Source organism: Streptantibioticus cattleyicolor NRRL 8057 = DSM 46488, assembly GCF_000240165.1.
Taxonomy (GTDB): domain Bacteria; phylum Actinomycetota; class Actinomycetes; order Streptomycetales; family Streptomycetaceae; genus Streptantibioticus; species Streptantibioticus cattleyicolor.
Genome location: NC_017586.1, coordinates 3,178,271 through 3,205,131 on the forward strand (window position 1 = coordinate 3,178,271; position 26,861 = coordinate 3,205,131).

Consider the following 26,861-nt stretch of genomic DNA (forward strand, 5'->3'; position numbering starts at 1 on the left):
GCAGCCGGGGCTCTTCGCGTCTTCAGTGGTCCTCGGGGTACCGGACCGGCTCGTACCGAGCCGCGTAATCACGCAGGAAGGCGACGGCTTCTTCAGGCAGAGGGACCGTGTTCACCAGGAAATAGGCGAGGACCCGTTTCGGCGGGTAATATTCGAAGAATTCGTAGGCGAGATCCGGCTGATCGATGAGAGCCGGGTAACGGTCCAATACTCCGAGGTGGCCAAGAAGGTCGCCCAGTCCCCAGTGGTAGATGTCGTCTCCGGGGTCTTCCGGCATGACGAACACCGTCTCGCCACCCGCGGAGCGGACCGGCCGGCCGGCGGCGATCTCCTTGAGTTGAGATTGATCGAGTCCGTACCAGGGACCACTGTGCTCGACCACCAGCCAGCGGTTCATCGTGCCGTGCCGGAAGATCCGGCAGAGTTCTCCGGAGAAGATTTCCGTCCGATAGTCCAGGCCGTTCCTGGCAAGAACTTCGCGGGCGCCGCCGATCTCCACCTCGAACGGTTCATGCGAACCGGTGGCCATCGCGGTGAATTCACGGGAGAACTCACCGGGGTCCGGGAGTTCGCGAAGGCAGGAAAAATGCAGCGGCCCATCGACGAACCACCGGTCACCGGACCGCCAGGGCGCCCGCACCAACCGGTAGCCAGGGATACGAGCAGCCCAGCCGTCGACCTCGGGGGCGGGGCGCCCGCAGATCTCACAAGCATGGCCCTCGGCCGCCATACCGGCCTCCTTTCTCTGTGCCGTCAATGGTAGTGGGGTCACCGGCTGCTCGCGATCTTCGGAACGGGCACGATGTACCCGCGGTCGTTGACCGGTCCGCCGACCGGGTATTCACCAGGGGGCAGGGCGTGGATCCGCCGGTCGTCGAAGAAGCGGATTTCTCCGTTACGGCTGATCACTGCCTCCAGGTGCGGAGCACGTTTGTACGTCATATCGGTTTTCATGGATCCGTATTCATCGTCCGGAATGCCCAGCCGGTATCCCACGCCATGGTCCTTCTCCCAGTCGGAGAGAGGGCCGGGCAAACGGTCCTCCGGGTGGGTGTGCACGATGAACCGGTATCCCTGCCTGCCCAGTTCCCTGGGTATGACGGTTCTGGCCTGTTCACCCTGTATGAGGCGGAGGTCTCCGTCCGGGCCCTGGATCGCGGCGTGCTCCACCGAATTGAATTTCTGGAGTTCGGCCAGGTGCGAAGCGCTCACCTCGCCGGGCCCGATCGTCACCGGACCGTTCTCCAGGGCGCGCGCGAGTTGTTTGGCCTTCGGGGAGAGATCACCGTAGGTGATCTGGCCGCCGGGATGGCTGAAGTTGCCTTTCATCGGGGGGTTGATGTTGCGGGTGTCCCCCTCGTGGTGGCCGGTGCCCACTCCGTCCGTGTGCGGCGCCTCCTCCGCGAGCTGCCGGTCCCTGGCCTCGATGGTCCGGGCGGCCTTGGCGAGGCTCTTGTCGGTGTCGGTCAGAACGGTGTGGAGCGCGCCGGGCAGCTTGGGTCCGCACCGTGGCTGCGGTTCTGCGAAGGCCCTGGGTATCGACCTTGAGGGCATAGCCCTCCATGGCCACGCCCACCCCGCCGGTCAGTAATTTCGCGACCGACCGGCCCACGTGATCGCTGACCTCCTCGGCCGACTTGTCGACCAGCATGCCGAGGAGTTTGGCCTCCAGTTCCTGGAGCGCGAACTTGATCGCGGTCTTGGCGACCGCCACTTCGAGCGGGACTTCCCCCTCAGCCAACCCAAAGGTCACCAGCGCCTCGCCCTGGGTCGCGATCACCGCGGTGGCGAGGGTGACGGCAGCGCCGATCACCACCCCCTTCTGCACCTCCACGGCCACCGCGGCGTCCTCCAGCGCGGCGGCGAAGACGTGCATCGGCTCCCGCATCGCCGTGATCTGCGCGTGGTGGCCGTCCCATCGCCGCGCCATCGTTCTGACGAACGCCGACTCACTGGAGCCCGACAGCTCCTGCACCGCGTCATGGGACAGCCTGGAGATCTGCGTGATCTCGTCGGCGAAGGCGCGCAGATCCTTCGCCCAGCCCCGTAACTCGTCCTCGTCCACCCCGGGCCACGGCAGGCCCACGAAGTAGAAGGCGTCAACCACCCAGCCGGGTAACTCGATCGACAACGGTCCCCCCACGCTTCGGCTGCGTCCACCGGCGGGGCAGCCGCCCGGGGTGCTTCGGCGGGCGGACCCGCCGGGGACGGAGCCTACGCCGACAGCAGGCCTCGGCCCAGCCAGTCCCCGGGGTCCTTGGCGCCGGGGAGGCAGAAGAAGTAGCCGCCGCCGGTGGGGGAGATGTAGTCGACGAGGGGTTCGTCGATGAGTCGGGTCTGGGTGGCCTCGAACTGGCGGATGGGGTCCTGCTGGTAGCAGCAGAAGACCAGGCCCATGTCGAGGTTGCCGACGTTGTCGACGCCGCGGTCGTAGTTGTAGCCGCGGCGCAGGATGCGGGAGTCGTCGGTCCTGGGGGTGCGGGGGTTGGCCAGGCGGATGTGGGCGTCCAGGGGGATGGCGTTGCCCTTGGGGTCCTTGGCGTAGTCGGGGGCGTCGGTCTCGTTGGCGCCGTCGAGGGGGGCGCCGGTGTCCTTGCGGCGGCCGAACATCTTCTCCTGCTCGGTGAGGGAGACCCGGTCCCAGAACTCGACGAGCATGCGGATGATGCGGATCACCTGGTAGCTGCCGCCCACCGCCCAGGAGGGCTCGCCGGCCGCGTCGGTGACCCAGACCAGGCGGTCCATCTCGCGGCCGGACTTCACGTCCGGGTTGGCGATGCCGTCCTTGAAGCCGAGCAGGTTGCGCTGGGCGCCGCTGGGCCGGGGGGCGTTCTGGAAGCCGTCGACGCGCCACTTGATCTGCATGGCGCCGCGGGTGTGGCGGGCTATGTCGCGCAGCGCGTGGAGCACGGTGTCCTGGCTGGCGGCGCAGATCTGCAACGACAGGTCGCCGTGGCACTCGGCCTGGTTCAGGTTGTCGTTGGGGAAGGTGCGCATCGGGACGAGCTTGCGCGGCTTGGCCTTGGCCAGGCCGAAGCGGTCGTCGAAGAGCGAGGCGCCGACGCCGACGGTGACGGTGAGCGCGTCGGCCGGGACGACCGGGCCGAGGATGCCGTTGTCGGACGGGGGCGCGCCGACGCCGAGGTCGACGGGGGTGCCGCCGACGGTCAGGAAGCGCGCCCGTTCGGTGATCGTCCGGAACAGGTCGGTCAGTTCCTTGCGGTTCTCGGCGATCACGTTGAACGAGACGAAGGCGGCGGCGGTGGGCTGCGGGGTGAGGATGCCGGCCTGGTGGACGCCGTGGAAGTCGACGGCGGTGGTCCGGCCCGCCGAGGAGTCGTCGGCGGCCTGGGCGCGTCCCGGGGTGAGGGCGAAGCCGCCGCCGGCCAGCGCGGCGCCGGCGGCACCGGCGCCCAGCGCCGTCTTCATGAAGGCCCGGCGGGCCGGACCGGCCGGGCAGCCGCCCTCGGCGGCCGACGCGAGCTGTTCGTGGTTGACAGGGCAGGACATCAGGCGGACTTCCGGATCTCAAGGAGGTCGGGGATGGGCGCGAGGTCTTCCAGGAGCTGACCGGTGGCGCCGTTGAGCGTCTGGCGGCTGGTCTGGTCGAGCTGATCGACCGGGGTCCACGCGTCGCCGTGGTGGGCGGCGTCCAGCAGCTTCTGGACCCGGGTGATGTCGCCGTCCACGGTGGTCAGCAGGGCGGCGTCGCGCTTGGCGATCAACGGGCGCAGCACGGTGAGGAGTTCACGGGTGCCCGACAGGTTGGCCGCGGCGGTGGCCAGGTTGGTGCCGCTGCCCTCGTCGGTGTCGGCGGTCAGCTCGAACTGGAGGGTGTTCTCCAGGATCTCGTGGGTGCGCAGCGGCAGGTCGGAGACGTCGAAGTCCTGGCTGGGGAACGCCTTGCGCAGCCCCTTGACGTCGGCGGCGAGCTGGTCGGCGGGGGCGCCGAGGGAGTCGGCGGACTCGCCGTGCCACAGGCCGTACTCGATGCGGTGGAAGCCGGTGAAGCCCTTGTCGTGGACGCCGTCGGGCAGACCGTCGGCGCGGCCGTTGATCTTCTTGTCGAAGTCCTCGAAGGTGCCGTAGGCGGCGCCCAGCGAGGAGTACGTCAGATGGGCGGTGAGCCAGTCCTTCTTCGCGGCGTCGAGGTCGCCGGAGTGGATGTCGTCGGCGAGCTTGCCGGTCTGGCCGATGAGGGTGGCCAGGCCTGCGTCGACGTACCCCTTGTACGCCTTCAGCGGCTGCTGGAGGTCGTCCTCGGAGACCGGGGCGACCGGCCTGGTGTTGCCGGAGCCGCTGACCCGGACCGCGGCGGAGGTGGTGACCTTGCCGCCGGTGGGGACGCAGCGCCAGGCGTACTGGCCGCCGCCGATGGTGGCGACCAGGCCGCGGGTGGTGCCGGGGGCGAGGCCCTCGATCTCGCCGAAGACGGCGTTGGTGCCCGGGTCGATCAGGTAGACCTCGGAGGTCTTGTTCCCGGTGTTGTGCATCTGGAAGGTCTGGCGGCCGGGCTTGGGGGCGGTGAACCCCTTGCCGCAGTCGGTCTCGGAGACGGAGACGGTCTGCGCCCCGGCGGGCTTGGAGCCGCCCAGCGCGATCACGGTGCCGGCGACGACCACCGGGACGGCGACGACGGCGGCCGGGACGACCCAGGCCGGACGCCTGCGCGAAGCGGCCTCGGCGGACTTGCCGGCCTCGGCGGCCCCGGCGGTCTTCCCGGACTCGGCCGGCGCCGCGGCCGGCTTGGGCTTCGCCGTCCGCACCCCGCGGACGAAGAGCGTCATCACCACGGCCAGGTAGGCCACGTACGCGACCACCTGGAGCCAGGTCATCTGCGGGGTGAGGTTGAAGACGCCCTGGAGCAGCGTGCCCCACCAGGAGCTGGCGTCGACGCTGTCGCTGAAGTGCACCGCGAAGGCGTGGGCGCCGGGCAGGACGCCGCCTTCCTGGAGGTCGCGCAGGCCGTAGCCGAGGACCCCGGAGGCGATGACGATCAGCACGATGCCGGTGCAGGTGAAGAACTTGGTGAGGTTGATCTTCAGTACCCGGCGGTACAGGCCCCAGCAGAGCCCGGCGGCGATCACCAGGCCGACCGCGGCGCCGATCAGCGGGCCGGTGGACTCCCCGGCGGCGCGGGCGGTGGTCCACAGGAAGAGCGCGGTCTCCAGGCCCTCCCGGCCGACCGCCAGGAACGAGGTGACCACCAGCATCCCGGCGCCCATGGAGAGCGCGGCGGTGACCTTCTCGCGGATCTCGCTGGAGAGGTTGCGGGCCGAGCGGCGCATCCAGAAGACCATGGCGGTCACGAAGCCCACCGCGATGACGCTGAGCGCGCCGCCGAACGCCTCCTGGGCGGTGGCCGGCATGTTGGCGGCGCTGAAGGTGAGGACGGCACCGAAGCTCATGGCCACCGCGATGGCGGCCAGCACCCCGGTCCACACCTGGGGCAGCCGGGACTTCTGGTCGGCGCGGACGATGGTGGCGACCAGGATCGACACGATGAGGCCGGCTTCCAGCCCCTCTCTGAGGCCGATCAGAAAGCTGGGAAACGCGTCGTCCCACATGGTGACTGCTGTGTCCTCCCCGGCGCGCCCGCCCTGGTACATCCCTGTATGCCGCGAGGTTCACCGCGCGGACGCGCCGCACGCGTCCGCCGCAAACGGCAGTTAGCTTAGGCGAACCTTAGTAAACCCCTCAAGGGGTCGGACACCCGGGGCGCAACGCGACGCGCCGGGGCGGACGCGAAAAGGCCCCGCAATCCCATGGATTCCGGGGCCTTCGCGCCAGCTGTGTCCGGTATTGCCCTACTTGGCGGGGTCGGACTTGGCCTCCGGCTTGGCCGGGGGCTTGCGGATGCTGAGGTGAAGCTCACGCAGCCGGGCCTCGTCCACCTCGCTCGGGGCGCCCATCAGGAGGTCCTGGGCGGTCTGGTTGAGCGGGAAGGCGATGGTCTCGCGGATGTTGGGCTCGTCGGCCAGCAGCATCACGATGCGGTCGACACCCGGGGCGATGCCACCGTGCGGCGGGGCGCCGAAGTGGAACGCGCGCAGCATGCCGCCGAACTCGCTCTCCACCTGCTCGCGGCTGTACCCGGCGATCTCGAACGCCTTGTACATGATGGCCGGCTCGTGGTTCCGGATGGCGCCGGAGGAGAGCTCCACACCGTTGCACACGATGTCGTACTGCCAGGCCAGGATGTCCAGCGGGTCCTTGGTCTCCAGCGCCTCCAGGCCGCCCTGGGGCATGGAGAACGGGTTGTGGCTGAACTCGATCTGCCCGGTGTCCTCGTTGCGCTCGAACATCGGGAAGTCGACGATCCAGCAGAAGCGGAAGACGTCCTCCTCGAAGTGGCCGGCCCGCTTGGCGGCCTCGACGCGCACCGCGCCCATGATCTTGGAGACCTCGTCGAACTCGCCGGCCCCGAAGAAGATGGCGTACCCCGGCTTGGCCTCGACCGCGCCGAGCAGCGCCTTGGTGTCGTCCTCGGTGAGGAACTTGGCGATCGGGCCGGTGAGCGTCAGGTCCTCGCCGACGCGCAGCCAGGCCAGGCCCTTGGCGCCCTGGGTGGTGGCGAACTCACCCATCTGGTCGAAGAACTTGCGCGGCTGCTCCGCGGTGTCCGGCACCGCCAGCGCCCGCACGTGCTTGCCCGCGAACGCCTTGAAGCCGGAGTCGGCGAAGACCGCGCTGACGTCGGTCAGCTCCAGCTTGGCCCGCAGATCGGGCTTGTCCGAGCCGTACTTGAGCATCGCCTCGCGGAACGGGATGCGGGGGAACGGCGAGGTGACGTGGCGACCGCCGCCGAACTCCTCGAACAGCTCGGTCATCACCTTCTCGATGACCCCGAAGACGTCCTCCTGCTCGACGAAGCTCATCTCGACGTCGAGCTGGTAGAACTCGCCCGGCGAGCGGTCGGCGCGGCTGTCCTCGTCGCGGAAGCAGGGGGCGATCTGGAAGTAGCGGTCGAAGCCGGCGATCATCAGCAGCTGCTTGAACTGCTGCGGGGCCTGCGGCAGCGCGTAGAACTTGCCGGCGTGCACCCGCGAGGGGACCAGGAAGTCCCGGGCGCCCTCGGGGGAGGTGGCCGACAGGATCGGGGTCGCCATCTCGTTGAAGCCGAGCGCGGTCATCTTCTCCCGGATCGACCGGATGACCGCGGAGCGCAGCATGATGTTGCGGTGCATGCGGGCGCGCCGCAGGTCGAGGAAGCGGTTGGTGAGCCGCATCTCCTCGTTGGCGTTGTCCTCGGGGAAGACCGGGAACGGCAGCGGGTCGGCGGCGCCGAGCACCTCGAACGCGGTGACCTCGACCTCGACCTCACCGGTGGCCAGCTCGGGGTTGACGTTCTCGGCGCTGCGCGCGAGCACCCGGCCGTCCACCCGGATGACCGATTCCTTGGACTGGCCGCTGAGCGCCTCGTAGGCCGGGTTGTCCGGGTGGGCGATCAGCTGGACGACGCCGTAGTGGTCCCGCAGATCGACGAAGAGGATGCCGCCGAGGTTGCGCCGGTTGTGCAGCCAACCCGCGAGGCGCACCTCGTTGCCGACGTCGGCGGCGCGCAGCTCGCCGCAGGTGTGGGACCGGTACCGATGCATCGTCCATCCAAGGGGGCTCCGGGGGCGCGCCCCCGGGATAAGGAAACAGCAGACCCCCCACAGCGTACCTTGGCACCTCGCGCCCTCTATTGGTATGGACATGTCCTACGGGTGCTCACGCGAACGAATCACCATAAAGTAGGGCCGATGCAGACAGAGGGTGCTCCCCAGCCGCTCCGGGCCGAGGACGTGCTGACGGCCGTAGGCACCGGCCTTTGGCGTTGGGAGAACTCCAGCGGCACGGTCACCGTGGACCGCCGGGCCGCGGCGCTGCTGGGCATGGCGGACGGCGCCGGCACCGTCCCGGCCACCGCGGTCCGCGCCTGCCTGGCCCCCGAGGACATGGTCGACCTCACCGCGGCGGTGGACCTGGGGCTCGCCGAGGAACGGGTGGCCGAGGCCCGGCTGCGGGTGATCGGCGAGGACGGGCGGGTGGTACGGCGGCTGCACACCCGGCTGCACGGCGAGCCCCATCCGTCCGGCGGAGCGCACACCGTGGTCGGCACCCTGGCCGAGCTGCCCGAGGACGGCGCCCTGCACCAGGTCAGCGACGGCGGACGGCGGGCCCGGGAGGCGTTCCTGCTGGACGCCGGGCGGGCGCTGGCCGAGGCCGACAGCACCGCCGAGGTGCTGCGGGTGGCCGCCTCGCTCTCCATGCCCGGCTTCACCCCGGACGGCCAGGCGATCTTCGCCGTCCAGGGCGACCAGCTGGTGATGATCGGCCACCACGGGCACCGGCACGGCGGCGAGCGCCCGTTCCTCCAGATGCCGCTGGCCACCGACTACCCGGCCGCCGAGGTGGCCCGTACCGGCCGGGCGATCTACCTGCCCGCCCCGGAGGCGTACCGCGACCGCTTCCCGGCCACCTGGCCGCTGGTGGAGCCGCTGGGCCGCCGGTCGTGGGCCTTCCTGCCGCTGGTGGTGGCGGGGTCGACCACCGGCGCGTGGCTGGCCGCGTTCCGGGAGCCGGTGCGGTTCACCCCGGACGAGCGCTCGGTGCTCACCACGGTCGCCCGGATGCTGGCCCAGGCGCTGACCCGGGCCCACCTCCAGGAGTCCGAACGCGAGCTCTCCGACGGCCTGCAGCGCACCATGCTGCCCACCCACAAACCCGAGATCGCCGGGATGACGCTGGCCGCCCGCTACGTCCCCACCGGCGGCGGCCTCCAGATCGGCGGCGACTGGTACGACGTGATCGACCTGCCCTCCGGGCGCACCGCCCTGGTCATCGGGGACGTCCAGGGACACGACGTGCGGGCCGCCGGGCTCATGGGCCAGCTGCGCATCGCGCTGCGGGCGTACGCCTCCGAGGGGCACCGGCCGGACGCGGTGCTCTCCCGCGCCTCGCGCTTCCTGGCCGGGCTCAACGACGCCGCCGACGCCCCCCGGCCGGCCGGCGCCGAGGTGGCCGGGGGCCGGCCGCACGGCTTCGGCGACCGCTTCGCCACCTGCCTGTACGTGGAGGTGGACCCGGCCACCGGGAACCTGGACATCGCCCGGGCCGGCCATCCGGACCCGGCGATCCGGCTGGGCGACGGCACCACGATCGTCCGCCACACCCCGGGCGGGCTGCCGCTGGGCATCGACCCGGACGCCGACTACCCGACCACCACGCTGGCGCTCGACCCCGGCGAGGTGCTGCTGGTCTGCACCGACGGGCTGATCGAGACCGGCGGCCACGACCTGGACACCGGCTGGCGCCGGCTCACCGACGTCCTGGCGGCCACCCCGGCGGACGACCTGGAGACGCTGGCCGACGCGCTGGTGGCCGCGGTGCACGGACCCCCCTCGCACCACACCCCCGGCCCGCTCGCCGACCGCCGCGAGGACGACGTGGCGCTGCTCCTGCTGCGGTGCGGCGAGGCCCGGGCGGAGCTGGCCTACCCGCCCCGCCGTACCGCGCTCACCGTCGGCCAGGACCAGCCGCAGGCGATCCGCGGCGCCCGGCACGAGATCCGGGCGCTGATGCACGACTGGGCCGACCCCGACCAGGTGGACTCGGCGGTGCTGATGGTCTCCGAGATGCTCACCAACGTGCTGGTGCACACCGACGGGGACGCCGGTGTCACCGCCGAGGTGCTGGGCCGGCCGGGGTCACGGCGGCTGCGGGTGACGGTGGCCGACCGCAGCGACGAGATGCCGCACCGCCGCAGCCCCGGCGAGATGGCCTCCTCCGGGCGCGGCCTGATCCTCCTCGACGAGCTCTCCGACGCCTCCGGGGTGGACCCGGCGGGCCAGGGCAAGTCGATCTGGTTCGAGCTGTACGAGGCGGACGCGCCCGGCACCCCGCACTGACCGGCGTCAGTGGCCGGCCGGTACCGTGCCCAGCCGTCCGGCCCTGAAGTCCTCGAAGGCCTGGGCCAGTTCGGCGTGCGAGTTCATCACGAACGGGCCGTAGTGGAAGACCGGTTCCCGGATCGGCAGCCCGCCGAGCAGGACCACCTCGAAGTTGGCCGTCCGCGACTCCTGGGTCCGGTCGGCCCGGATGGTGACCGAGTCGCCCGCCCCGAAGACGACCGCCTGCCCCATCCGGAAGGGGCGCCCCTCCTCGCCGGCCGAACCGTGCCCGGCGAGCCCGTAGGCCAGGGCGTTGAACTCCGGCCGCCAGGGCAGGGTCACCCGGGCGCCGGGGCTGACGGAGACGTGGGTCATGGTGATCGGGGTGTGCGTCGCCCCCGGCCCGGCGTGGCCGCCGAGGTCGCCGGCGATCAGCCGGATCAGCGCGCCGCCGTCCTCGGAGGCCAGCAGCTTGACGGTGCCGCCGCGGATGTCCTGGTACTTCGGGGCGATCATCTTGTCCTTGCGCGGCAGGTTGACCCACAGCTGGAGCCCGTGGAAGAGGCCGCCGCTGACGACCAGCTCCTCCGGGGGCGCCTCGATGTGCAGCAGGCCCGACCCCGCCGTCATCCACTGGGTGTCGCCGTCGGTGATGACGCCGCCGCCGCCGTGCGAGTCCTGGTGGACGAAGGTGCCGTCGATCAGGTACGTCACGGTCTCGAAGCCGCGGTGCGGGTGCCACGGGGTGCCGCGCGGCTCCCCGGCCGCGTAGTCCACCTCGCCCATCTGGTCCATCATGATGAACGGGTCGAGGTGCTGGTGGTCGATGCCGGCGAAGGCACGGCGCACGGGGAAGCCCTCGCCCTCGAAGCCGGACGGGGCGGTCGTCACGGCGAGCACCGGACGGCCGGCCGCGTCGGCGGCGGCCGTCACACGCGGCAGGGTCAACGGATTTTCTACGGTCACGGCGGGCATCGCGGCCTCCTCGGGGTCGTCCGTGTCCAGTTTAGTTGAACAGTGAACGACTTGCCGGGCGAACGTATTCCGGGCCGCCACGCGTGTCGCGCGGCGGCCCGGAAACGGTCGGGGCGGAGTCGGCCTCAGCCGTACATGCGGCGCATGGCGAACTCCACCATCTCCTCGACCGCCTTGGCGTCGAAGACCATCCGGTGGTCGCCCTCCATGTCGAGGACGAAGCCGTAGCCGGTGGGGAGCAGGTCGAGCACCTCGGCGCCGGTGATCACGAAGTACTTGGACTCCTTGCCGGCGTAGGCGCGCAGCTCCTTGAGGGAGGTGAACATCGGGATCACCGGCTGCTGGGTGTTGTGCAGCGCGAGGAAGCCCGGGTTGTCGCCGCGCGGGCAGTAGACCTTGGAGTTGTGGAAGATCGTCTGGAAGTCCTCCGGCGACATGGCACCGGTGGTGAAGGCGCGCACCGCGTCCCCCAGCGAGGGCGGCGAGGGCTCGGGATAGAGCGGCGGCTGCGCACCGTAGGCTCCGGGCGTTCCGGCGGGCGGCGCGCCACCCGTGGCAGCGGTCTGGTCGTAGCCGTACACGGGCAACAGGGTAGCGAGCCGGAGGGAGTGCCGGGTCACAGTCGGGCGGTTGGGGGTTGCTTCTTATTACCGACGGGTAGCATCATCGGGTACTACTAATCAGTAGATTCTGCGAGGCATGCCCCTTCTGGGTCCCCTCCCGAGCTGACGGAGCCTTCGTCATGGGTCACTACAAGGCGAACCTGCGCGACATCGAGTTCAACCTGTTCGAGGTGCTCGGGCGCGACACGATCTACGGCACCGGCCCGTTCGCCGAGATGGACGTGGACACCGCGAAGAGCGTCCTCGCCGAGATCGCCCGGCTGGCCGAGAACGAGCTGGCCGCCTCGTACGCGGACGCCGACCGCAACCCGCCGGTGTTCGACCCGGAGACCAACACCGCGCCGGTCCCGGAGAGCTTCAAGAAGAGCTTCGCCGCCTACATGGACGCCGAGTGGTGGCGGCTGGGCATCCCGGAGGAGATCGGCGGCACCACGACGCCGCGCTCGCTGCTGTGGGGCTTCGCCGAAACGATCCTGGGCGCCAACCCGGCGGTGTGGATGTACGCCTCCGGCCCGGCCTTCGCCGGGGTCCTCTACGAGGAGGGCACCGAGGAGCAGCACAAGATCGCCCAGCGGATGACCGACAAGCTGTGGGGCTCCACCATGGTGCTCACCGAGCCGGACGCCGGCTCGGACGTGGGCGCCGGCCGCACCAAGGCGGTCCAGCAGCCCGACGGCTCCTGGCACATCGAGGGCGTGAAGCGCTTCATCACCTCCGGTGAGCACGACATGGCCGAGAACATCATCCACTTCGTGCTCGCCCGCCCCGAGGGCGCCGGCCCCGGCACCAAGGGGCTGAGCCTGTTCATCGTGCCCAAGTACGACTTCGACTGGGAGACCGGCGAACTCGGCGAGCGCAACGGCGTCTACGCCACCAACGTCGAGCACAAGATGGGCCTGAAGGCCTCCAACACCTGCGAGATGACCTTCGGCGCCAACCACCCGGCCAAGGGCTGGCTGCTGGGCGAGAAGCACGACGGCATCCGCCAGATGTTCAAGATCATCGAGTTCGCCCGGATGATGGTCGGCACCAAGGCCATCGCCACCCTGTCCACCGGCTACCTCAACGCGCTGGAGTACGCCAAGGAGCGGGTGCAGGGCGCCGACCTCGCCCAGTTCAGCGACAAGACCGCGCCGCGGGTGACCATCACCCACCACCCGGACGTGCGCCGCTCGCTGATGACCCAGAAGGCGTACGCCGAGGGCATGCGCTCGCTGGTCCTCTACACCGCCGCCGTGCAGGACGACATCCTGCTCAAGGAGGCGGCCGGCGAGGACGCCTCCGCCGCCCACGCCCTCAACGACCTGCTGCTGCCGATCGTCAAGGGCTACGGCTCGGAGAAGTCCTACGAGCAGCTCGCCCAGTCGCTGCAGACCCTGGGCGGCTCCGGGTACCTCCAGGAGTACCCGATCGAGCAGTACATCCGGGACGCCAAGATCGACACCCTCTACGAGGGCACCACCGCCATCCAGGGCCAGGACTTCTTCTTCCGGAAGATCGTCCGCAACCAGGGTGCCGCGCTCACCGTGCTGTCGGAGGAGATCAAGAAGTTCCTGGCCGACGCCACCGGCGGCGAGGAACTGGCCGGCGCCCGGGAGAAGCTGGCCAAGGCCGCCGTGGAGCTGGAGGCGATCGTCGGCGCCATGCTGACCGACCTGGCCGCCACCGAGCAGGACGTCAAGGCCATCTACAAGGTGGGCCAGAACACCACCCGGCTGCTGCTCGCCTCCGGTGACGTGGTCGTCGGCTACCTGCTGCTGCGCGGCGCCGCGGTGGCCGCGGAGAAGCTGGCCACCGCCTCCGAGAAGGACAAGGCGTTCTACCTGGGCAAGATCGCCGCCGCCAAGTTCTTCGCGGACAACGTGCTGCCGGGCGTGAGCCTCCAGCGCCGGCTCGCCCAGGCGGTCACCAACGAGCTGATGGAGCTGCCCGAAGAGTCGTTCTGACCCGGAACGGCCCGGCCGGTCCCGGACCGGCCGCGTCAACCGTCGCGGCGGCGGCCCGCTCCCCTCGGGGACGGGCCGCCGCCCGCTTCTATGCTGGGGTCATGAGCGATCACCCCGCCGCGTTCGACCGAGGCCACACCGACGACCTGATGGCGTTCGTCACCGCCGCCCCCACCCCGTACCACGCGGTCGCCGCGGTGGCCGCGCGGCTGGAGAAGGCGGGCTTCCGGCAGGTGGCCGAGACCGACGCGTGGGACGGCTCGACGGGCGGGAAGTACGTGCTGCGCGGCGGCGCGGTGGTCGCCTGGTACGTGCCCCAGGGCGCGGCGCCGCACACCCCGTTCCGGATCGTCGGCGCCCACACCGACTCGCCCAACCTGCGGGTCAAGCCCCGGCCGGACACCGGCGCGGCCGGCTGGCGCCAGGTGGCCGTGGAGATCTACGGCGGCCCGCTGCTCAACTCCTGGCTCGACCGCGACCTCGGCCTGGCCGGCCGGCTCACGCTGCGCGACGGCACCACCCGGCTGGTCGACGTCGACCGGCCGCTGCTGCGCGTCCCGCAGCTCGCCATCCACCTCGACCGGCAGGTCAACGACGGCCTCAAGCTCGACCGGCAGCGCCACACGCAGCCGATCTGGGGGCTGGGCGAGGTGACCGACGGCGACCTGATCTCCTTCGTCGCCGAGGAGGCCGGGACGTCCGCCGCCGAGGTGGCCGGCTGGGACCTGATGGCCCACGACGTGCAGCCCCCCGCCTACCTGGGCCGGGACCGCGAACTGCTGGCCGCGCCCCGGCTGGACAACCTGCTGTCGGTGCACGCCGCCACCGCCGCCCTCGCCTCGCTGGCCGGCACCGACCTGCCGTACATCCCGGTGCTGGCCGCCTTCGACCACGAGGAGAACGGCAGCCAGGCCGACACCGGGGCGGAGGGCCCGCTGCTCGGCAACGTGCTGGAGCGCTCGGTGCACGCCCGCGGCGGCTCCTACGAGGACCGGGCCCGCGCCTTCGCCGGCACCGTGTGCCTCTCCTCCGACACCGGGCACGCCGTCCACCCCAACTACCCGGAGCGCCACGACCCCGGCCACCACCCGATGCCCGGCGCCGGCCCGATCCTCAAGGTCAACGTCAACCAGCGGTACGCCACGGACGGTTCGGGGCGGGCGGTCTTCGCCGCCGCGTGCGAACGGGCCGGGGTGGCGTGGCAGTCGTTCGTCTCCAACAACGCCATGCCGTGCGGCACCACGATCGGCCCGATCACCGCCGCCCGGCTCGGCATCAGCACGGTGGACATCGGGGTGGCCATCCTGTCGATGCACTCCACCCGCGAACTGTGCGGCGCCGACGACCCGTTCCTGCTCGCCGCCGCCCTCAAGGCGTTCCTCGCCGACGGCTCCTGACCCCCGTCCCCCAACGCCTCGGCCACGCATGGCCGTTGGTGCCCCGGGTAGGCGCAAGCCACGAGCCCGGGACACGCCAACGACCTTACGGAGGCACCACGATGGGTATCGGTGGATGCATCGGTCTGATGGCGGTGGGGGCTATCCTCACCTTCGCCGTCGACTGGCACGTCAAGGGCGTCAACCTCGCCCTGGTCGGCCTCATCATGATGGGTGTCGGAGCGATCGGCCTCGCGGCCTACGTCAGCATCTTCAAGCGCCGCCGCGTCCAGCCGCCGAGCCCGGCGGCCCCGGTGGTGGACGTCGAGGAGCACCGGTTCTGACCGGCCCCGGCGCGCCCCGCCCCGCCGCCCGGCGGCTGCCGGATCAGCCCGGCTCGCCGGGCAGGCGGTCGCCGATCGCCTGGACGGCGGTGAGGACGGTGGCGAAGCCGCGGCGCACCTCTTCGCGCAGCTCCGCAAGCTCCCGTCCCTGTTCCACCTGCGTCTCCCGCAACGCGTTCAGCACCTGTCGGTTCGCGCGCAGTTCCGTGCGGAACTCCGCCACGTCACGGTCGTTCATGGCCGCCAGGGCACGGGTCGCCGCGTCCTCGCGCAAGGTCGTCACTTCGGCCTCCAGCGCTTCGAGACGCCGACGGAGCTCTTCGATGTCGGTCACACATTCAGCCTAACCGATTCGTGATCACGATGCGAAGTCATATGATCACTCAGCGTCCAGCCCTGCCAGCACCAGCGGCAACCGGCTCGCGCCGTCGGGGGTGACGCGGACCGGGACGCCCCAGTCCTGCTGGTGGACGTGGCAGGCGGGGTATTCGTTGGCCGGGTCGTCGTCGCAGGAGGCGGCCATGGCGGAGACGTGCAGGACGCCTTCGCCGACGGCGGGGTCGAGGACGAGGTCGCGGGTGAGGTCGGTGCCCTGGCCGGCGCCGGAGGTGAGGAGTTCCGGCGGGGTGGCGGAGACCAGCAGGCGGGTGGAGGGGCCGTAGCGCTCGTCGAGCTTCTGGCCGGTGGGGGCGGTGAAGACCACGTCGAGGCGGAGCGCGCCGGGGGCGACCTCGGTGGCCGGCCGCCGGGTGCGGTGGGCGGCGCCGGCCACCGCGACGGCCTCCTCCGGCAGCCGCAGCCGGGTCAGCCGGTGCCGGGCCGACTCGACCACCACGATGTCCTCCCCGACCAGCACCGCGTCCGACGGCTCGCGCAGATCCGTGGCGAGCGTGGACACCTCGTCGGCGGCCGGGTCGTAACGGCGCAGCGCGTGGTTGTAGGTGTCGCTGACCGCCACCGAGCCGTCGGGCAGCGCGGTGACCCCGATCGGGTGCTGGAGCAGCGCCTGGCCGGCCGGGCCGTCGCGGTGGCCGAAGTCGAAGAGCCCGGTGCCCACGGCGGTGCGCACCTCGTACCCGTCCTCGCCCCGGGTCACGTACCGCAGCGCCGAGGTCTCGGAGTCCGCGACCCACAGCCGGTCGCCGGCCGCGGCCAGGCCGGACGGCTGGGCGAACCACGCCTGACCGGCCGGGCCGTCCACCAGGCCCTCGTTGGTGGTGCCGGCGGCCACCGCCACCGTCGCGTCCGCCGGGTCGTACGTCCACAGCTGGTGGACGCCGGCCATGGCGATCCACACCCGGTCGTCGTACCAGGCGACGTCCCAGGGCGAGGAGAGGGCCACCTCGCGGGCCGGGCCGGCGACGGGCGAGCCCTGCCACCACTGGCGTCCGGTGCCGGCCACCGTGGTCACCTCGCCGCTCGCCAGGTCCACGCGGCGCAGCGCGTGGTTGACGGTGTCGGCGACGATCACCGACTCCCCGTCCGGGAGCAGGGCGAGCCCCTGGGGTTCGCTGAACCGGGCCCGGTCGGCGGGGCCGTCGGCGAGGCCGCGTTCGCCGCTGCCGATCCGCCGGACCACGGTCTCGCCGTCCGGCGCCAGCTCCACCAGGGCGTGCCGGGTGGAGTCGGAGACCAGCAGGTTCCCGGTGGGCAGCAGCAGCGCCTTGCCGGGGAAGCGCAGGTCGGTGGGGACGGGCTCGGGCGGCACGTAGGGGCCGTCGCCGCGGCGCAGCGTGCCCTTGGCGGCGTGCTCCGCCTCCAGCTCCTCCACCAGCGTGGCGATGGCGTGCGCGTGCCCCTCGCCGGCGTGCTGGGCGACCACGTAACCCTCGGGATCGATCACCACCAGCGTGGGCCACGCCCGTACCGCGTACTGCTTCCAGGTGGCCAGCTCCGGGTCGTCGAGCACCGGGTGGTGCACCCCGTACCGCTCCACCGCGTCGACCACCGCGGCGTGGTCGGCCTCGTGGACGAACTTCGGCGAGTGGACACCGATGATCACCACGGTGTCACGGTGCTTCTCCTCCAGCTCCCGCAACTCGTCCAGCACGTGCAGGCAGTTGATGCAGCAGAACGTCCAGAAGTCGAGGATCACGATGGACCCCCGCAACTCCCGCAGCGTCGGCTCACTGCCACCGGTGTTGAGCCAGCCACCCTTGCCGATCAGCTCAGGGGCACGGACACGGGCACGGGCACGCGGGGCGGAAGAGGCGTCGGTCATGGGATCAAGGGTGCCACCCCGCCCGCGGGTCCCCGGCGGGGCGTACGTGTGAGCAGGGCCACGGCCCCGCCGGTGCCGGAAGGGTGAGCGATGGCGCGGACCGAGTACTACGACGATCCGGAGGCTCCGGTGCCGAACAGCCTCGTGGTCGCCGCCTCGGCGGTGGTCACCGACGAGGCGGGGCGGATCCTGCTCCAGCGGCGCTCGGACAACGGGCTGTGGGCGCTTCCCGGCGGGAGCATGGACATGAGCGATTCCCTCCCGGGCACCGCCGTCCGGGAGGTGAAGGAGGAGACCGGCCTGGACGTCGAGATCACGGGACTCGTCGGCACGTACACCGACCCCCGCCACGTGATCGCGTACAGCGACGGAGAGGTGCGGCGCCAGTTCAACGTGTGCTTCACGGCACGGATCACCGGAGGCTCGCTCGCCGTCTCCGCCGAGTCCACGGACGTGAGGTTCGTGGTCCCCGACGAGATCGACGCGCTGCCCATGCACCACACCCAGCGGCTGCGACTGAGGCACTACCTGGAGCGCCGGGAGCGGCCTCATCTGGGCTGAGCCGGCGAGGGCGGGGTATCAACCGCTCACCAACGCCACGGTGAGCCCCCGGGGATCGGGGCGTCACACGCGTCCGATCTCCGGTCGGCCCACGCTGGGTTCGGTCGCGAGGCCGCGGCAAAGGGAGCGAGGAGAGGCGCATGCACAGCGAGAACCCGGGTGGACGGCGGCCCGAGCGGGGGTTCCGGCCGGTGCGGCGGGTCGGGGGCCGGCGGGTCGCGCGGGCGAACTGGGGGGCCGGGCGGTCGGTGTCGGCGGGGGAGGTCGAGGGGCGGGATCTCGTGGTGGACCGGGTGCGGGTCACCGAGGAGGCCGCCGCGGGACGGGTCGCCGGGGCGCTCGGGGTGGCCGTGGGGGAGCCGTTGTGCGTGCGTCGGCGGCGGTACGTGCTGGACGGCGAGGCCGTGCTGCTCGCCACGTCGTACCTGCCCGCCGCGCTGGTCGCCGGTACGGCGGTCACCGAGGACGACCCGGGCCCGGGTGGCGTCTACGCCCGGCTGGCCGAACTGGGGGAGGCGCCCGCGCGGTTCCGGGAGATCCGGTCGAGGATGCCGTCGCGGGAGGAGGCCGACGGGCTCGGCCTCGGGGCCGGGACGCCGGTCGTCCTCGTCCGCCGGACGGCGTTCACCGCGTCGGGGCGGGCGGTCGAGGTGAACGACATGGTCCTCGACTCGGCCGCGTACGTTCTGGAGTACGAATTCGACGCCTGACGTGAGGTCGACGGGTTCCAGAATCGGCGGGCGGGGAAGGACAGGGGCCATGAAGTACCTGGTGCGCGAGAAGATGTTCTCGATCGGCGACGACTTCTGGATCGAGGACGAGCACGGCGACCGGGCGTTCTACGTGGACGGGAAGGTGCTGCGGCTGCGGGAGACGCTGGTGGTCAAGGATCCGCACGGGCGGGAGTTGGCGGTCGTCCACAAGAAGATGCTCAGCGTGCGGGACGCGATGACGGTGGAGCGCGACGGCCGGGTGCTGGCCACGGTGCGCAAGAAGCTGTTCACGCCGTTCCGGGACGTGTACCGCGCGGAGTTGGCGTCCGGCGGGGAGCTGGAGATCCGCGGCGACATCGTCGACAAGGAGTACGACATCGAGTACGGCGACGAGCGCCTGGCGCGGATCTCCCGCAAGTGGTTCCGGCTGCGTGACACCTACGCGGTGCACGTGGAGCGGGACGACGCCGACCCGGTGCTGCTGATCGCGGTCGCGGTCTGCGTGGACCGGCTCGTCGAGCACGAACACGAACGCGGCTGACGGCGCACCGGGTTCACCCGGCTCACGGGGTCGGCAGGCCGAGCACCCGGTCGCGCAGGACGGGGAAGTCGGCGCGGGTGGTGGCGACCCGGGCCGGGTCGAGGTCGGCCGAGAGCACCTGCTCGGCCGGGCCGGCCTCGGCGACCACCTCGCCCCACGGGTCCACGATCACGCTGTACCCGGCCTGCTCCACCCCGGCGTGGGTGCCGGCGGTGCCGCAGGCGAGGACGTACGCCTGGGACTCCACGGCGCGGGCGCGGGCCAGCAGCGACCAGTGGGCGCGGCGCCGGGCGGGCCAGCCGGCCGGGACCACCAGCAGTTCGGCGCCGGCGTCCACCAGGAGCCGGAACTGCTCGGGGAAGCGCAGGTCGTAGCAGGTGGCCAGGCCCACCGTGGCGGGGCCCAGATCCTCGGTGACGATCTCGTGGCCGGCCGCCATCAGCGTCGCCTCGCCCTTGTCGAAGCCGAACCGGTGGATCTTGCGGTAGGCGCGGCGCAGGGTGCCGTCGGGGGCGAAGAGCAGGGAGGTGTTGTAGAGCGCCTCGGCGCCGGAGCCGTCCGTACCGCGTTCCACGACGGAGCCGGCGTGCAGCCAGACCCCGGCGTCCCGGGCCGCGGCCGACATGGCGGTGGCGGTCGGGCCGTCCAACGGCTCGGCGGAGGCGGCGAATTCGTCGAAGGCGAAGGCACCGACCGGCCACAGCTCCGGCAGCACGACCAGATCGGCACCGCGTTCGGCACGGACCAGCGCGGCCACCCGTTCGCGCCGCACTTGACCGGGTTCGTCCGGGTTCACATCGATCTGGATCAGGGAAACACGCACAGTAGCACCGTCCATGGATGACCAGCCTGACGACAGCTCTACGATCGTCACACGAAAGGACTGCCATGGTGGCAGCACACGGCGTAATTTTGGGCGAGGTGCGCCCGCCGCGCCGCCCGTGCGGCCATCGCACCGCACCGCCACGACCGCGCACCGATCCGTTCGAGGGGTTTCGTGACCGTCCACAGCACCTTGCAGCCCGCCATCGACGCCTGGACGCACTCCATCGAGGCGATCTCTGAGCTGGTCGCGCCGCTCACGGAGGGCGAATGGAACCGGCCGACCGAGTGCCCCGGCTGGTCGGTGCGGGACGTCGTCTCGCACATCATCGGCTTCGAGTCGGAGATCCTCGGCGATCCGCGGCCGATCCACACCCTGCCGCGTGACCTGTTCCACGTGAAGGACGACTTCAGCCGCTACTGCGAAGTCCAGGTCGACGTACGCCGCTGCCACACCGGCCCGGAGATGACGGCGGAGCTGGAGTACACCGTGATCCGGCGCTCGCGGCAGCTGCGCGACGAGAGCCGGCCGCCGCACACCGAGGTCGCCGGGCTGATGGGGCGCCGGGTCTCGCTGGAGACGCAGTTGACGATGCGCGCGTTCGACGTGTGGGTGCACGAGCAGGACCTGCGCCGGGCGCTGGACGCCCCGGGCAACCTGGACTCGCCGGGGGCCCACCTCACCCGTGACTTCCTGCTGCCGCAGATGCCCAAGGTGGTCGCCGGCCGGGCCGGGGCGCCCGCCGGGTCCACCATCGTGCTCGACGTGCACGGCCCGGTGGAGTTCATGCGCACGGTGCGGGTGGACGAGCAGGGGCGGGCCGTCATCGACGGCAGCGTCCCGCTCGGCCCGACGGCGACGGTGGCCACCGACTGGGAGACGTTCGTGCGGCTGGCCTGCGGCCGGGTACGTCCGGAGGCGGTGGCGGACCGGGTGAAGACCGAGGGCGACCAGGAGCTGGCCCACGCGGTGCTGGCGCATCTGGCGCTGACCCCGTGAGGCCGGGCCGGCGTCGGGTCAGGCGGCGCCGGCCTCCACGGTGTGCACCGTCTCCACCCGGCTGACGGTGATCGTCTCGCGTTCCCGGCGGGCCGCCTTGCCGCGCAGCCGCAGGATCTGCGCCAGGCCCAGCAGTTGGACGACGAAGACGGTGCAGAACGAGAGCCGGTAGTCGTCCCCGGTGGCGTCCAGCAGCACACCGATGGCGAGCAGGGTGACCATCGAGGCGGTGAAGCCGCCCATGTTGACGATGCCGGAGACGGTGCCGAGGCGTTCGGGCGGGTTGGCCGGGCGGGCGAAGTCGAAGCCGATCATCGAGGCGGGTCCGCAGGCGCCGAGCACCACGCACAACACCACCAGCAGCCACATCGGGGCGTGGCCGGGCCACGGCAGCACCACCGCCCACACCGCGGCGGTGGCCCCGATCACGCCCAGCGTCAACGGGGTGCGGGCACCGTGGTGACGGGAGATGACCTGGCCGAAGACCATGCCGAGCACCATGTTGGAGGCGACCACCACGGTCAGCAGCGTCCCGGCGTCGGCCCGCGAGAGCCCCTCGGACTCGACCAGGAACGGCATCCCCCACAACAGCAGGAAGACCATCCCGGAGAACTGGGTGGTGAAGTGGACCCACATGCCCAGCCGGGTGCCCGGTTCCCGCCAGGCGGCGGCGAGTTGACGGCGGACGGCGGCCGGGGCCATCGGCTGCGCGGGCGGGGCCCGGTGCCCCTCGGGGGCGTCCTTCATGAAGAGCAGGATCAGGACCAGGACGAGGGCGCCGCCGAGCGCCGTGCCGGTGAACGTCCGCGCCCACCCGGCCGAGTGCAGCAGCCGGGCCAGCAGCAGGGTGCTGACCAGGTTCCCGGCCATGCCGAACAGGGCGGCGCCCTGGGCTATCAACGGGCCGCGGCGGGCCGGGAACCAGCGCGAGCCCAGCCGCAGCACGCTGATGAAGGTCATCGCGTCCCCGCAGCCCAGCACCGCCCGGGCGGCCAGCGCGAGCCCGTAGGAGTGGCACAGCGCGAAGCCGAGCTGGCCGGCGGTGAGCAGCACCACCCCGACGCTCAGCACCCGCTTGGTGCCGAACCGGTCGACCAGCAGGCCGACGGGTATCTGCATCCCGGCGTAGACGAGCACCTGGAGGATGGAGAACGAGGAGAGCGCGGAGGCGCCGATGTGGAAGCGGTCGGCGGCGTCGATGCCGGCCACGCCGAGGCTGGAGCGGTGGACGACGGCGATGAAGTAGACCAGCACGCCGATGCCCCACACCACGCCGGCCCGCGGCCCGCCGGGCGGGTCGCCGGGGAGCCGCAGCGGGTGCCTGCCGGTGTCGGTGGCGCTCATGCGTCCCCCCTCACGATGGCCTTGACGCGGCTGACGTGCCGCTGGACGACGGCCGCCGCCGCCTCGCCGTCGCCGTCCCGCAGCGCGGCCAGGATCTCGGCGTGCTCGGCGATGTTGCGCGCGACGCGGTCGGGCTCGGCGTGCATCACCGCCACGCCCATCCGCAGCTGCCGGTCGCGGAGCTGGTCGTAGAGCTGGGCGAGGATGGCGTTGCCGGCGGCGCGGACGATGGCGGCGTGGAAGCAGCGGTCGGTACGGGCGGCGGCGGCCAGGTCGCCGGTGGCCGCGTGCGTCTCGTGCTCGGCGAGCAACTCCTCCAGCCGGGCGACGAGTCGGGGCCCGGCCGGGGCCACCTTGCGCACCGCGTGCAGCTCGACCAGGAGCCGGGTCTCCACCACGTCCGCGATCTCCTGCGCGGAGACCGGCAGCACCAGGGCGCCCTTCTTGGGGTAGAGCTTGATCAGCCCCTCGGCCTCCAGCCGCAGCAGCCCCTCGCGCACCGGGGTACGGGAGACCCCGACCGCCTCGGCGAGACCGCCCTCGGTCAGCAGGGTGCCGCCCTCGTACCGCCGGTCGAGTACGGCCTGTTTGACGTGCGCGTAGACCCGCTCGGCGGCGGGCGGGCTGCTGGCTCTCATGATGCGCACAGCATAGATACAACGCGTATCCGTGAGGAGGGCTCGTCCGGGATGTGGACGGCGTCCAGTGCAGGAAACGCGGTCGGCCCCGGGCACGCGGTCGGCCCCGGAAACGCCCCGGCCGGTCCGTCCCCCTCGGGGGACGGACCGGCCGGTCACGCGCGGCTCACGCCCAGGTCATCAGGCGCTTGGGCTGCTCCAGTACGGCGGCCACGTCCGCCAGCACCTTGGAACCCAGCTCGCCGTCGACCAGCCGGTGGTCGAAGGAGAGCGCCAGCGTGGTGACCTGGCGGGGCTTCACCTTGCCCTTGTGCACCCAGGGCTGCTCCTTGACCGCGCCGAAGGCGAGGATCGCGGACTCCCCCGGGTTGAGGATGGGCGTACCGGTGTCGACGCCGAAGACGCCGACGTTGGTGATGGTGAGGGTGCCGCCCTGCATGTCGGCCGGGGAGGTGCGGCCCTCGCGGGCGGTGGTCACCAGGTCGCCGAGGGCCGCCGCCAGTTGCGGCAGCGTCTTGTCGTGCGCGTCCTTGATGTTGGGGACGATCAGACCACGCGGGGTGGCCGCGGCGATGCCCAGGTTGACGTAGTGCTTGTGGACGATCTCCTGGCGTTCCTCGTCCCAGGCCGCGTTGATCTGCGGGTTGCGCTTGACGGCGACCAGCAGCGCCTTGGCGACCAGCAGCAGCGGGCTCACCTTCAGCCCGGCGAACGCCGGGTCGCCCTTGAGCTCCTGCACCAGCCGCATGGTGCGGGTGATGTCGAAGGTGACGAACTCGGTGACGTGCGGCGCGGTGAACGCGCTGGCCACCATGGCCTGCGCGGTCGCCTTGCGGACGCCCTTGACCGGCACCCGGGTCTCCCGCGCCCCCGGCTCGACGGCCGACGGCGCCGGGGCGGGCGCCTGCGGCACCTCGGCGGGCTCGGGCGCCTGCGCCCGCCCGGCCGGCTCGGGCCGCGCCGCCGCCCGGACGTCCTCGCGGGTCACCGTGCCGTCCGGCCCGGTCGGCACCACGGCGGCCAGGTCGACCCCGAGGTCCTTGGCGAGCTTGCGCACCGGCGGCTTGGCCAGCGGGCGGACCGCCTCCTGGCCGCCCGGCCCGGCGGCCTTGGTCACCACGTCGGGGACCACGGGGGCCGGGGCGCCCTGCGGCTGCTGCTTGCGCGGCCGGCGCTTGGTGGACGAGGCGGCCACCCCGTAGCCGACGAGCACCGCCTGCCGCTTGGGCTGGGCGGGCTCCGGCTCCGGCTCGGGCGCGGGCTCCGGCTCGGCCGGCTCCGGCGCCGACTCGGCGGGGGCGCCCGCGCCGGGCTCGGTGTCCACCACGATCACCGGGGTGCCCACGTCCACCGTGGTGCCCTCGGGGAAACGGATCTCCGAGACCACCCCGTCGAAGGGGATGGGGAGTTCGACGGCGGCCTTGGCGGTCTCCACCTCGCACACGGTCTGACCGTCGGTCACCGTGTCGCCCACCGTCACGTACCACTTGAGGATCTCGGCCTCGGTGAGCCCCTCGCCCACGTCGGGCATCCTGAACTCACGGAAGCGCTGACCGGTTGCGGTCATGGTCACAGCTCTCCTCGCCCTTCAGAAGGCCAGCGCGCGGTCGACGGCGTCCAGCACACGGTCCAGATTCGGCAGGTACTCCTCCTCCAACCGGGCCGGCGGGTACGGCGAGTGGAAACCGCCCACCCGCAGCACCGGCGCCTCCAGGTGGTAGAAGCACCGCTCGGTGACCCGGGCCGCGATCTCCGCGCCCGCGCCGAAGAACACCGGTGCCTCGTGCACCACCACCAGCCGGCGGGTGCGCTCCACCGACGCCTGGACGGCGTCGAAGTCCACCGGGGAGACCGAGCGCAGGTCGAGCACCTCGATGCTGCGGCCCTCCTCCTCGGCGGCAGCGGCGGCCTCCAGGCAGACCTTGACCATCGGGCCGTAGGCCGCCAGCGTCAGATCCGTGCCGGAGCGCACCACCCGGGCCTGGTGCAGCGGGCCGGGGATCGCCCCGGTGTCCACCTCGCCCTTGTCCCAGTAGCGCCGCTTGGGCTCGAAGAAGATCACCGGGTCGTCGGACTCGATCGCCTGCTGGAGCATCCAGTAGGCGTCCGAGGAGTTCGCCGGCGAGACCACCTTCAGACCCGCCACGTGCGCGAAGAGCGCCTCCGGCGACTCGCTGTGGTGCTCCACCGCGCCGATGCCGCCGCCGTAGGGGATGCGGATCACCACGGGGAGCTTGACCTTGCCCAGCGCCCGCGCGTGCATCTTCGCCAGCTGGGTGACGATCTGGTCGTAGGCGGGGAAGACGAAGCCGTCGAACTGGATCTCCACCACCGGCCGGTAGCCGCGCAGCGCCAGCCCGATCGCGGAGCCCACGATGCCGGACTCCGCCAGCGGGGTGTCGATCACCCGCTCCTCGCCGAAGTCCTTCTGCAGGCCGTCGGTGACCCGGAAGACCCCGCCGAGCTTGCCCACGTCCTCGCCCATGACCAGGACCTTGGGGTCGGACTCCAGCGCCTTGCGCAACGAGTCGTTGATGGCCTTCGCCAGCGTCATCACCGTCATCGGGCCGCCCCTTCCTGGGTGTGCGCGGAGCTGTCGAAGGAGTCCAGGTACGCGGCGAACTCCGCGCGCTCCTCGTCGACCAGCGGGTGGCCGTCGGCGTAGACGTGCTCGAAGATCGCCATCGGGTCGGGGTCGGGCATGGCGCGGACGCCGTCCCGCACCCGCTTGGCGAGCGCGTCGCTCTCCGCCTCGACCTCGGCGTAGAAGGCGTCGTCGGCGAAGCCCTCCTTGGTCAGGTAGGTCTTCAGCCGGGCGATCGGGTCCTTCGCCGCCCACTCGGCCCGCTCCTCGTCCAGCCGGTAGCGGGTGGCGTCGTCGGAGGTGGTGTGGGCGCCCATGCGGTAGGTGAACGCCTCCACCAGCATCGGTCCGCCACCGCCGCGGGCCCGCTCCAGGGCGGCCCGGGTGACCGCGAGCACGGCCAGCACGTCGTTGCCGTCCACCCGGACGCCGGGGAAGCCGAAGCCGGCGGCGCGCTGGTAGAGCGGCACCCGGGTCTGCTTCTCGGTCGGCTCCGAGATCGCCCATTGGTTGTTCTGGCAGAAGAAGACCACCGGCGCGTTGTAAACGGCGGCGAACGTGAATGCCTCGGCGACATCGCCCTGGCTGGAAGCGCCGTCACCGAAATACGCGATCACCGCGGAGTCGGCGCCGTCCTTGGCGACCCCCATCGCGTAACCGGCTGCGTGCAGCGTCTGCGACCCGATCACGATGGTGTAGAGCTGGAAATTGTTCTCGTTCGGGTCCCAGCCGCCGTTGTTCACCCCGCGGAACATCCCGAGCAGGTTCAGCGGGTCCACCCCGCGGCACCAGGCGACGCCGTGCTCACGGTAGGTGGGGAACACGTAGTCGTCGGGGCGGGTGGCCCGGCCGGAGCCGATCTGGGCCGCCTCCTGGCCCAGCAGCGAGGCCCACAGGCCCAGCTCGCCCTGGCGCTGCAAGGTGATCGCCTCGCCGTCGAAGCGGCGGCTGAGGACCATGTCGCGGTAGAGCCCGCGCAGCTCTTCGGGCGTCAGGTCGATGGAGTACTCGTCGTGCTCGACGCGCTCACCCTCCGGGGTCAGCAACTGCACGAGATCGGGCTTGCGCCCGGCTCCCCCTCGACGCTTCGCGCCGCCGCGGCTGCTGCGCGCGGCAGTGCTCTTCACGCTCACGTCTGCTCCTCCGTCTGTCCGGCCCCCGGGATCCACCGGTGGCCTTTGGCGGCTCACCCGGCTGGGCACGGGCGCACGGGGTGGGTGCGGCACGGCCGGGCCGGGCGGTGACAGCGTCCCGGCGACGGCCTGCAAAAGAAGACGTTACCCACAACTCCCGCAATA

Annotated in this window: 24 protein-coding genes; 8 read left to right on the top strand and 16 right to left on the bottom strand. The window is 71.8% G+C overall.

Annotated features, from left to right (window positions below; genetic code table 11):
* Positions 1–22: 22 nt before the first annotated feature.
* The 6 genes from SCATT_RS14195 to aspS form a co-directional block, all read right to left on the bottom strand.
* Positions 23–730, bottom strand: a complete 708-nt coding sequence (locus tag SCATT_RS14195; protein WP_014143761.1) for a hypothetical protein — start codon at positions 728–730, stop codon at positions 23–25.
* 38 nt (positions 731–768) lie between these two features.
* A complete protein-coding gene (locus tag SCATT_RS14200; protein WP_014628076.1) occupies positions 769–1,329 on the bottom strand; it encodes a hypothetical protein in 561 nt (186 codons plus the stop codon).
* Positions 1,283–2,131: a WXG100-like domain-containing protein gene (locus SCATT_RS14205; RefSeq protein ID WP_014143763.1), complete on the bottom strand. Its 849-nt coding sequence runs from the start codon at positions 2,129–2,131 to the stop codon at positions 1,283–1,285. Before SCATT_RS14205 ends, SCATT_RS14200 begins: the two co-directional genes overlap by 47 nt.
* 83 nt (positions 2,132–2,214) lie before the next feature.
* Positions 2,215–3,510 (bottom strand): iron uptake transporter deferrochelatase/peroxidase subunit, encoded by a 1,296-nt coding sequence (efeB, locus tag SCATT_RS14210; protein WP_014143764.1) that lies wholly within the window; start codon positions 3,508–3,510, stop codon positions 2,215–2,217.
* The gene (efeU, locus tag SCATT_RS14215; RefSeq protein ID WP_014143765.1) at positions 3,510–5,567 is read right to left on the bottom strand and encodes an iron uptake transporter permease EfeU; all 2,058 of its coding nucleotides are present in this window, start codon (positions 5,565–5,567) and stop codon (positions 3,510–3,512) included. The genes efeB and efeU overlap by 1 nt, the downstream gene beginning before the upstream one ends.
* Positions 5,568–5,807: 240 nt before the next feature.
* On the bottom strand, positions 5,808–7,598 hold the full coding sequence (gene aspS / locus SCATT_RS14220; protein WP_014143766.1) for an aspartate--tRNA ligase: 1,791 nt from the start codon (positions 7,596–7,598) through the stop codon (positions 5,808–5,810).
* Between the two features lie 147 nt (positions 7,599–7,745).
* Here aspS and SCATT_RS14225 point away from each other — a divergent pair, with 147 nt between their 5' ends.
* Positions 7,746–9,893, top strand: a complete 2,148-nt coding sequence (locus SCATT_RS14225) for an ATP-binding SpoIIE family protein phosphatase (protein WP_014143767.1) — start codon at positions 7,746–7,748, stop codon at positions 9,891–9,893.
* 6 nt (positions 9,894–9,899) lie between these two features.
* On the opposite strand, the gene SCATT_RS14230 is transcribed toward SCATT_RS14225, so the two are convergent.
* Both SCATT_RS14230 and SCATT_RS14235 read right to left on the bottom strand, forming a co-directional pair.
* The gene (locus tag SCATT_RS14230; RefSeq protein WP_014143768.1) at positions 9,900–10,850 is read right to left on the bottom strand and encodes a pirin family protein; all 951 of its coding nucleotides are present in this window, start codon (positions 10,848–10,850) and stop codon (positions 9,900–9,902) included.
* 125 nt (positions 10,851–10,975) lie between these two features.
* Entirely contained in the window at positions 10,976–11,431 is a 456-nt protein-coding gene (locus tag SCATT_RS14235) for an SseB family protein (RefSeq protein WP_014143769.1), read from the bottom strand.
* A 161-nt stretch (positions 11,432–11,592) separates the two neighbouring features.
* On the opposite strand from SCATT_RS14235, the gene SCATT_RS14240 reads away from it, so the two are divergent.
* The 3 genes from SCATT_RS14240 to SCATT_RS14250 all read left to right on the top strand — a co-directional run bounded on the left by SCATT_RS14240 (position 11,593) and on the right by SCATT_RS14250 (position 15,139).
* Positions 11,593–13,419 (top strand): acyl-CoA dehydrogenase, encoded by a 1,827-nt coding sequence (locus tag SCATT_RS14240; protein ID WP_014143770.1) that lies wholly within the window; start codon positions 11,593–11,595, stop codon positions 13,417–13,419.
* Between the two features lie 101 nt (positions 13,420–13,520).
* Positions 13,521–14,816 carry a M18 family aminopeptidase gene (locus SCATT_RS14245; protein WP_014143771.1) on the top strand — a complete coding sequence of 432 codons (1,296 nt, stop codon included), beginning with the start codon at positions 13,521–13,523 and terminating at the stop codon, positions 14,814–14,816.
* 101 nt (positions 14,817–14,917) lie between these two features.
* Complete coding sequence (locus tag SCATT_RS14250; RefSeq protein WP_014143772.1) at positions 14,918–15,139, top strand: DUF6458 family protein; 222 nt, start codon at positions 14,918–14,920, stop codon at positions 15,137–15,139.
* A gap of 43 nt (positions 15,140–15,182) precedes the next feature.
* Here the strand turns inward: SCATT_RS14250 and SCATT_RS14255 are convergent, their stop codons facing one another.
* A complete protein-coding gene (locus SCATT_RS14255) occupies positions 15,183–15,473 on the bottom strand; it encodes a hypothetical protein (RefSeq protein ID WP_014143773.1) in 291 nt (96 codons plus the stop codon).
* Between the two features lie 45 nt (positions 15,474–15,518).
* Positions 15,519–17,360, bottom strand: a complete 1,842-nt coding sequence (locus tag SCATT_RS14260) for an NHL domain-containing thioredoxin family protein (protein ID WP_014143774.1) — start codon at positions 17,358–17,360, stop codon at positions 15,519–15,521.
* A 90-nt stretch (positions 17,361–17,450) separates the two neighbouring features.
* On the opposite strand from SCATT_RS14260, the gene SCATT_RS14265 reads away from it, so the two are divergent.
* The 3 genes from SCATT_RS14265 to SCATT_RS14275 all read left to right on the top strand — a co-directional run bounded on the left by SCATT_RS14265 (position 17,451) and on the right by SCATT_RS14275 (position 19,175).
* Positions 17,451–17,921: an NUDIX domain-containing protein gene (locus tag SCATT_RS14265; RefSeq protein ID WP_014143775.1), complete on the top strand. Its 471-nt coding sequence runs from the start codon at positions 17,451–17,453 to the stop codon at positions 17,919–17,921.
* A 140-nt stretch (positions 17,922–18,061) separates the two neighbouring features.
* Positions 18,062–18,631 carry a GntR family transcriptional regulator gene (locus SCATT_RS14270; RefSeq protein ID WP_014143776.1) on the top strand — a complete coding sequence of 190 codons (570 nt, stop codon included), beginning with the start codon at positions 18,062–18,064 and terminating at the stop codon, positions 18,629–18,631.
* A 49-nt stretch (positions 18,632–18,680) separates the two neighbouring features.
* Complete coding sequence (locus tag SCATT_RS14275; RefSeq protein ID WP_014143777.1) at positions 18,681–19,175, top strand: LURP-one-related/scramblase family protein; 495 nt, start codon at positions 18,681–18,683, stop codon at positions 19,173–19,175.
* 22 nt (positions 19,176–19,197) lie between these two features.
* Here the strand turns inward: SCATT_RS14275 and SCATT_RS14280 are convergent, their stop codons facing one another.
* Positions 19,198–19,998: a carbon-nitrogen family hydrolase gene (locus SCATT_RS14280; RefSeq protein WP_014143778.1), complete on the bottom strand. Its 801-nt coding sequence runs from the start codon at positions 19,996–19,998 to the stop codon at positions 19,198–19,200.
* A gap of 174 nt (positions 19,999–20,172) precedes the next feature.
* On the opposite strand from SCATT_RS14280, the gene SCATT_RS14285 reads away from it, so the two are divergent.
* The gene (locus SCATT_RS14285; protein WP_014143779.1) at positions 20,173–20,997 is read left to right on the top strand and encodes a maleylpyruvate isomerase family mycothiol-dependent enzyme; all 825 of its coding nucleotides are present in this window, start codon (positions 20,173–20,175) and stop codon (positions 20,995–20,997) included.
* 18 nt (positions 20,998–21,015) lie between these two features.
* Here the strand turns inward: SCATT_RS14285 and SCATT_RS14290 are convergent, their stop codons facing one another.
* The 5 genes from SCATT_RS14290 to pdhA form a co-directional block, all read right to left on the bottom strand.
* Positions 21,016–22,341, bottom strand: coding sequence for an MFS transporter (locus SCATT_RS14290; protein WP_014143780.1), 1,326 nt, complete (start codon positions 22,339–22,341; stop codon positions 21,016–21,018).
* A complete protein-coding gene (locus SCATT_RS14295) occupies positions 22,338–22,979 on the bottom strand; it encodes a GntR family transcriptional regulator (protein WP_014143781.1) in 642 nt (213 codons plus the stop codon). The genes SCATT_RS14290 and SCATT_RS14295 overlap by 4 nt, the downstream gene beginning before the upstream one ends.
* Positions 22,980–23,145: 166 nt before the next feature.
* Positions 23,146–24,546: a dihydrolipoamide acetyltransferase family protein gene (locus SCATT_RS14300; RefSeq protein WP_014143782.1), complete on the bottom strand. Its 1,401-nt coding sequence runs from the start codon at positions 24,544–24,546 to the stop codon at positions 23,146–23,148.
* A gap of 21 nt (positions 24,547–24,567) precedes the next feature.
* Entirely contained in the window at positions 24,568–25,542 is a 975-nt protein-coding gene (locus SCATT_RS14305; protein WP_014143783.1) for an alpha-ketoacid dehydrogenase subunit beta, read from the bottom strand.
* Positions 25,539–26,696: a pyruvate dehydrogenase (acetyl-transferring) E1 component subunit alpha gene (gene pdhA, locus SCATT_RS14310; RefSeq protein ID WP_014143784.1), complete on the bottom strand. Its 1,158-nt coding sequence runs from the start codon at positions 26,694–26,696 to the stop codon at positions 25,539–25,541. The genes SCATT_RS14305 and pdhA overlap by 4 nt, the downstream gene beginning before the upstream one ends.
* Positions 26,697–26,861: the final 165 nt, after the last annotated feature.